The organism is Lysobacter sp. Root690 (assembly GCF_001427785.1).
GTDB lineage: Bacteria > Pseudomonadota > Gammaproteobacteria > Xanthomonadales > Xanthomonadaceae > Lysobacter.
On sequence record NZ_LMHM01000014.1, the window covers coordinates 82293 to 89127 of the forward strand.

General features: G+C 64.9%; 6 protein-coding genes. 3 read left to right on the forward strand and 3 right to left on the reverse strand.

All coding sequences use genetic code 11. From position 1 onward, the window contains the following. Window positions 1-363 precede the first annotated feature (363 nt). Window positions 364-2013 (reverse strand): peptide-N4-asparagine amidase, encoded by a 1650-nt coding sequence (locus tag ASD86_RS16690; RefSeq protein ID WP_056113023.1) that lies wholly within the window; start codon window positions 2011-2013, stop codon window positions 364-366. Between the two features lie 242 nt (window positions 2014-2255). On the opposite strand from ASD86_RS16690, the gene msrA reads away from it, so the two are divergent. Further along, window positions 2256-2906 carry a peptide-methionine (S)-S-oxide reductase MsrA gene (gene msrA / locus ASD86_RS16695; RefSeq protein ID WP_056113264.1) on the forward strand — a complete coding sequence of 217 codons (651 nt, stop codon included), beginning with the start codon at window positions 2256-2258 and terminating at the stop codon, window positions 2904-2906. Window positions 2907-3189: 283 nt separating this feature from the next. On the opposite strand, the gene ASD86_RS16700 is transcribed toward msrA, so the two are convergent. Together ASD86_RS16700 and ASD86_RS16705 are read right to left on the reverse strand one after the other, a co-directional pair. Beyond that, window positions 3190-3762, reverse strand: coding sequence for a DJ-1/PfpI family protein (locus tag ASD86_RS16700; protein WP_056113026.1), 573 nt, complete (start codon window positions 3760-3762; stop codon window positions 3190-3192). Between the two features lie 218 nt (window positions 3763-3980). After that, window positions 3981-4946 carry a LysR substrate-binding domain-containing protein gene (locus tag ASD86_RS16705; protein ID WP_056113029.1) on the reverse strand — a complete coding sequence of 322 codons (966 nt, stop codon included), beginning with the start codon at window positions 4944-4946 and terminating at the stop codon, window positions 3981-3983. A 153-nt stretch (window positions 4947-5099) separates the two neighbouring features. On the opposite strand from ASD86_RS16705, the gene ASD86_RS16710 reads away from it, so the two are divergent. Together ASD86_RS16710 and ASD86_RS16715 are read left to right on the forward strand one after the other, a co-directional pair. Next, window positions 5100-5639 carry a peroxiredoxin gene (locus ASD86_RS16710; RefSeq protein WP_036115812.1) on the forward strand — a complete coding sequence of 180 codons (540 nt, stop codon included), beginning with the start codon at window positions 5100-5102 and terminating at the stop codon, window positions 5637-5639. Between the two features lie 334 nt (window positions 5640-5973). Further along, window positions 5974-6501 (forward strand): carboxymuconolactone decarboxylase family protein, encoded by a 528-nt coding sequence (locus tag ASD86_RS16715; RefSeq protein WP_056113033.1) that lies wholly within the window; start codon window positions 5974-5976, stop codon window positions 6499-6501. Window positions 6502-6835 lie beyond the last annotated feature (334 nt).

Here is a 6835-nt window from a genome sequence, read left to right on the forward strand (position 1 = left end):
ATCGGTGCATACGCGGGGGTGGTCCACACAGGACATCCATGTCCTGGGTGGCCCACGACGCGCATCCCTGCGCGTCGCCCTTCGGGCCTGCTATTGCATCGCGAGTTACAAGCCGCGCCGGGCCAAAGCATAGGCAAAGCGAAGCAAAGGCAGAGCGAAGCAAAGGCAGAGAGAAGCAAAGGCAGAGCGAAGCAAAGACAGAGCGAAGCAAAGACAGAGCGAAGCAAAGACAGAGCGAAGCAAAGNGCAGAGCAGAGGCCGAGATCAAGTCGCGCCTAAGCCGCGAGGTCTTTTGTGGGAGGGGCTTCAGCCCCGACTCGTCACCTCAAGTCAGAACGAAAACATCCCCTCGCGAACACCCAATCAACGAGGCCCGCCGCAACGATACCGATCAAGTTGAATGAACCCATTCTCCTGAGCGATCTCGTGGTCATAGCACCCCTGCGTCCCCACACTGCGATGCCGCTGCGTCGAATGCCCCGTCGCATGCCGCTCCGGCCGCGGAACCCCGTAATTCCAGCCCGCTTCACCTTCGAAACTGTTGCGCGTCGCCTGCGCAACCAACGGCTGCCCCAGCCCCGGCGTCTGTAAGGCGTTGGCCTCGTCGAAAATCTTCATCGTGGTCACGATGCGCTGATAGTTGCCCGACGGCACCACGCTGATCGAACCGTCCAGACCGAAACGCTGCGATTGCACCGCGACCGTTGGCAGACCGCGACCGACGCGGGTGGTCGTCTGGGTGTCGTTCCATTCGCCCTTCACGCCATCGGGATTTTCCTCGGCGCCCCAGGTGTGCAGATTGTCGTTGCCGACGATGCGGTCGATGCTGGTGAATTCGCGGCCCTTGGAGGTGTCGACATAGCCGCTCGCGCGCAAGCGATGGCCGCCGCGAGTGTCGAGTTTGAATGTGCCGTCCGGCAAGGCGGTGTAGACGGATTTGGCCGCGAGCGGAGTGAGTTCATAGCTCAGCAGACGACCGCCGGTGGCGCCGCGGCGGGCGTCGGTCCAGGCCTGCAGATTCGGTTGCAAGGTCCAGCCTGAGGCGCCGTCGGGCAGGTTGGCGACGCGGAAGCGCACTTCGTGCGCGCGGCCGTCGTTGACCAGGCCGATGAAGGGCGTGAGGTCGTAGCGGATCGGTTCGATGTTGAACGCGCGCGGCGCCGGGATCACGTACCACAGGAACGGGTTCGACCAGCCGCCGGTGTAGATGTGCGGATAGGGCATGGCGATGCCGGCGACGCGGCCGTCGATCAGCACCTGCACTTCGCGGTAGGGGCCGTGCTGGGCCGGGCAGGAGTAGTTCGCTTCCGGCGGCGCGGTGAAGTACCAGAATTCCTCGCAGCCGCCGCCCGAACCGGTCGCGTAGACCTCGCCGAGCCAGCGCGTGGCGTTGGCCGGCAGGGTGTAGTCGCCGATCAGGTCGGCGCCGTCGCGGCGTTCGTTGGCCAGCGGCGCGACCACGTCGGCGCTGTCGAGCGCCGGGTGGCGACGGTCGGCGTTGTAGAAGACGACCCGCGCTTGTATGTAGATCACGCCGGTGTAGGTCTCGTTGACCACGTTGCCGAGGTACATGCGCACCGCCTGCGGCGATTTCAGCAACGAGGCGTAGGCGCTGATGTCTTTCTCGACACGCCAGCCGATGCCGTCGCGCGAGGGTTCGGGCGTGCTGGTCGACAGCACGGTCATGCCGGCGATCTGCAGATAGCCCAGGCGATCGTATTGAACGCCCTTCACCTGGCCGTCCATTTCCAGCACGACCTTGCTCCACGGCCCGGGACAGGCGGCCGGCGGGGCGATCGTGCCGGGATGCCAGTCGAAATCGGCGAACGCGGTGTCGAGGATCTCGACCGTGCAACTGCGGGTGTCGGGTCGCGCGACGGCCGGGTCGGCGGTGCGCGGATCGTCCCAGTCACTGCCGAATTCGTCGGCGGCATGGGCGGGCGCGGCGAAGGCCAACGCGGCCGACAACAGGCCGGTGGCAATCAGGCCAACGCGAAGCAGATGAGGGTTCATGAGCCAAGTCCTGGAAAGAGGGCGAGGGCCGTCCAGGCGGGCACAGCACCGTCGCGGTGCGCACGCTTCGGACGGGCGGGGCCCTTCGAGCTTCCCGGGTTTGGCCGCGACCGACAAGCCATGCGCGCGCGATCGGCGCTTGAATCCTGCGACACATGCCGCATTTCATCGGCAGGGCTCAGCCCGATAGCAATCCCCGCGACAATCGACGATACGGAGGCGAGACGATGGCCGGTTCATTCATTCCTGGCATAGGCGCGTTCAAGCAGCGACTGCCGCAGCGCGAAGACGCGTTGCCTGGGCGCGCGCAGGAACTGCCGCTGCACAACCGTCATTTCGTCAACGGCCAACCCTTGCGCGACGCCTTCGCCGGGCTGGCGCGGGTGCAGTTCGGCATGGGCTGTTTCTGGGGCGCCGAGCGCAAGTTCTGGACCGTGCCGGGCGTGGTCACCACCGCGGTCGGCTATTCGGGCGGTTACACGCCTAACGCGACGTACCGCGAAGTCTGCAGCGGCCAGACCGGGCATACCGAGGCGGTGCTGGTCGTGTACGACCCCAAGCAGGTCGCGTTCGAGGATCTGCTGAAAGTGTTCTGGGAAAGCCACGACCCGACCCAGGGCATGCGCCAGGGCAACGATGCCGGCACCCAGTACCGCTCGGCGATCTACTGCGAAGACGAAACCCAGTACCAGGTCGCGCTGGCCAGTCGCGATGCGTTCCAGGTCAAGTTGCGCGAAGCCGGGTTCGGCGACATCACCACCGAAATTCCCGAGCCGCCGGCGCCAGTGTTCTATTACGCCGAGGACGAGCACCAGCAGTATCTGGCCAAGAACCCGATGGGGTATTGCGGCTTGGGCGGAACTGGCGTGAGTTGTCCGATCGGGGTGGTGTGAGCTGGGTGATTTGACGACGTGAATCGTCGATGAGAATCGTCATGGTGAGTTGGCGAATTTCTCGGACAATCCGCAGCCAGTCGCAACTCGCACGCGCAATCGACGCAGGCCGCGAGGTCTTTTGTGAGAGGGGCTTCAGCCCCGACGTTTTCCGATCAGGCGCGGTGATCCGGGAAAAGAGCGTCGGGGCTGAAGCCCCTCTCACAAAAGACCTCGCGGATTTTCGCTGGCTGGTTTTGCGCGCTCGCATGCAAGTTCTGCGAGCGCACAGTGCGGTGATGAATCAAGCGAAATCGCGAGCGAACATCGCGCGCATCTGCGCGATGCCTTCCTCCTGCTCCGGCACCACGATCCGCAGGCAAGCCTCGGCGAAGGAAATCGGCGAGCTGCCTGGCGCGGTCACGATCGTGCCGTCGCTGACGCAGGCCGCGTCGCGGTAATGCGCCTTGCCGCGGTAACCGGCGACTTCATCGAGATAACCCGGCTCGTTGCTGGTGTGCGCGCGTTCGTCGAGCAGGCCGGCGGCGGCGAGCCCGCGGGTGCCGCCGCAGATGCCGGCGATCGCGCGACCAGCCGCGGCACGCGTCCGCAGCGCGGCGACGATCGGTTCCGGCGCGGGCGCTTCGTCCCACAGCGCGCTGCCGGGCACGACCCACAGGTCGGCGGCTAGCGGGTCGAGTTCGGCCAGGCGGGTATGCGGTTGCAAGGTCAGGCCGCCCATCGTCGTCAACGGCGTGCCGTCGATGCTCGCGGTGACGACATCGACGCCCAACCAGGCATGCGCTGCACCTGCCAGCGGCCCGTATTCCCAATCGGCGGGGCGGTCGATCATGACGAAGGCGATGGTCTTGCTCATGCGGGCATGTCCTGTTGTTTCGAGGACAGCCATGATCCGCGCGCGATGGCGATGCGGCCAGTGACGGGCGTCAGGTGTGCGGTGATGTCGGCGGCGTGGTTTCGTCGAGGCCGCCAGGTTCGCGGTCTCGGCTTACGTCGCTCCTGCAGTCGGAAACGTGGCATCGCCGCGAGCCGCGACATCTCATATACGACGCCACTCCTGCAACGCGATCAACCTCAATCAACCCGATCGCGCCCTTGCGACCCACGCGCACTCCTGCGCTTCTCCGCTACCGGCCGCGGCGGCTGCAACAACGACGCCGGCAACTTGCGCAACTCCAGCGCCAGCTGCATCAGGAACTCCGACATCGCCGAACTGCGTCGCCACAGCATGCCGATCTGCCGATGCGGCGACTCGCCGTTGAAACGCAGCAGGTGGATGTCGGGCGAGGGCGGTACCGGCGGTTGCACCGACAGCATCGGCAACAAGGTGATGCCGACCCCGGACGCGACCATCTGCCGCAGCGTTTCCAGGCTGGTGGCGCGGAAACCGTCGCGTTCGTCGGCGCCGGCCAGGCGGCACACGTCCAGAGCCTGTTCGCGCAGGCAATGGCCTTCTTCGAGCAGCAACAGGTGCTGATCGTCGAGATCGTGCAGATCCAGCGAATCGCGCCCGGCCATCGGATGCTGCTGCGGCACCGCCAGCAGGAACGGTTCGTCGAACAGCGGTTCGACATGCAACTGGTCGTCATGGATCGGCAACGCGAGCAGGCCGGCGTCGAGGCGACCGTCGCGCAGGCGCGCGAGGATCTGGTCGGTCTTCTCTTCGACCAGCAGCAATTCCAGGCGCGGGAAACGCTTGCGCAGTCCAGGCACCACGTGAGGCAGCAGATACGGTCCCAGGGTCGGGAACAGGCCCAGCCGCACCGAGCCGGCCTCCGGGTCCTGGCTGCGGCGGGCGATCTCGCTCATCTGTTCGACGTCGGCGATGACCTTGCGCGCGCGCTCGGCGATGTCGCGGCCGACCGGCGTCAGCATGACCCGCCGGGGCGCGCGCTCGACCAGCGACACACCCAGTTCCTCTTCCAGCTTCTTGATCTGGGTCGACAACGTGGGCTGGCTCACGAAACTGGCCGCGGCCGCCCGACCGAAGTGCTTGTGATCGGACAGAGCGACCAGATATTTGAGATCACGAAGGTTCATGCGCGGCCTGTCAATTGAGTGTGACTATCGGCATAATAGGAACAATTCATTTTATTTATCAATTGCTGTGCTGCAACATGCAGCACATAAGTTGCGCCCTTCGGCACCAACCACCCCTCCCAACCCCTCCCATCCCTTCAAGGAGTCATCCGCATGCTTTCGATCGGCGAAAAGTTCCCGAAATTCAAGGTCAAGGCCACCGTTGGTATCGACAGTCTCGATAGCGCGTTCGCCGACATCGACAACGACACCTACAAGGGCAAGTGGCTGCTGGTGTTCTTCTACCCGAAGGACTTCACCTTCGTCTGCCCGACCGAGATCAAGGGCTTCGGCGACCTGAACCAGCAGTTCCTCGACCGCGATTGCCAGGTGCTGGCCGCGTCGACCGACAGCGAGTTCGTCCACCTGGCGTGGCGCAAGGACCACAAGGACCTGCGCGACCTGCCGTTCCCCATGCTGGCCGACATCAAGAAGGACCTGACCTCCTCGCTCGGCATCCTGACCGAAGACGGCGTCGCCCAGCGCGCGACCTTCCTGGTCGACCCGGACGGCATCATCCGCTTCGTCTACGTGACCGACGGTTCGGTCGGCCGCAACCCGCAGGAAGTCCTGCGCGTGCTCGACGCGCTGCAGACCGACGAGCTGTGCCCGTGCAACTGGAGCCAGGGCGAGAGCACCCTCAAGGTCGCTTGATTCGTGTCGGGTCGTTTTCCAATGAATGACCCGCATCGATGATCGGCCCGGAGTGATCTCCGGCGGAGCCGGATTCCGTGACCCGGCTCCCCTCTGGTTCTACTGCGCCGCCGGCTCGCGCCGTCGGCGCAGACTTTCAAGGCAGTACCCCCGCATGTGGCCGCCCGCGGCCAACCTCCCTCCCATGCGGGATGCCCGCAGCCGGGGTTCGCCCCGGCTGCACTTCTTCCGTTTCGTTATCGACCCCGCCAGCCGTGCGCTTGCGCATGCCCGCCAGGCGATGACGCGTGTCCGTCGCGCGACGGATCTTTCGCCGCCTTTCAAGGAGCCTTCGATGAGCCTTTCCGATCTTCGCAACTCGCTTCCCGATTACGCCAAGGACCTCAAGCTCAACCTCGACAGCGTGCTCAGCGACGCCGGTTCGCAGGGCCTGGACGCCAAGCAGATCCGCGCCATCGCCCTGGCCTGCGCGATCGCCTCGCGCTACAAGCCGTTCGCCGCGGCGATCGAGGAATTCGCCGCCGAAAAGCTGTCGCCCGAAGAGATCAACGGCGCCAAGGCCGCGGCCGCGGTGATGGCGATGAACAACATTTATTACCGCGCCACCCATCTGATCCAGAACGAAGAGTACGGCCAGCTGCGCGCCGGCCTGCGCATGAACGTGATGGCGAATCCGGGCATCGACAAGATGACCTTCGAACTGGCGTCGCTGGCGGTGTCGGCGATCAACGGTTGCGGCGCCTGCATGGACTCGCACGAGAAGGTGCTGCGCAAGCACGACATCAGCGCGCAGGGCGTGCAGAGCGCGCTCAAGATCGGCGCGGTGGTGCATGCGGTGGCGGTGACGTTGGAACAGATATGACGGGTTGATCGCTCTTGACGATCGTCTCGCGAAAACGCCGGCGAAAGCCGGCGTTTTTGTTTTCTGGCATCCCCTGGCTGGCGGCATCTTTGGGTGGTAATCGCGCCAATTGGAAACTTGAATTTGCATCCGTTCCAGCGCGCTATGACCTCGCTCGCCTTGGCCTGCCTTGCCTCGCTTCGCCTTACCTTGTGTTGCCTTGCTTTGCTTTATGCCTTGGCTTTCGCCTTGAGCTCGAAGCCGCGCAGTTCATCCAGCGCTGCGAGGCCATGCACTCGCGTTAGCAACAGCACACCCGAAGGGCGGCGTGCAGGATGCACGCCGTGCGCCACCG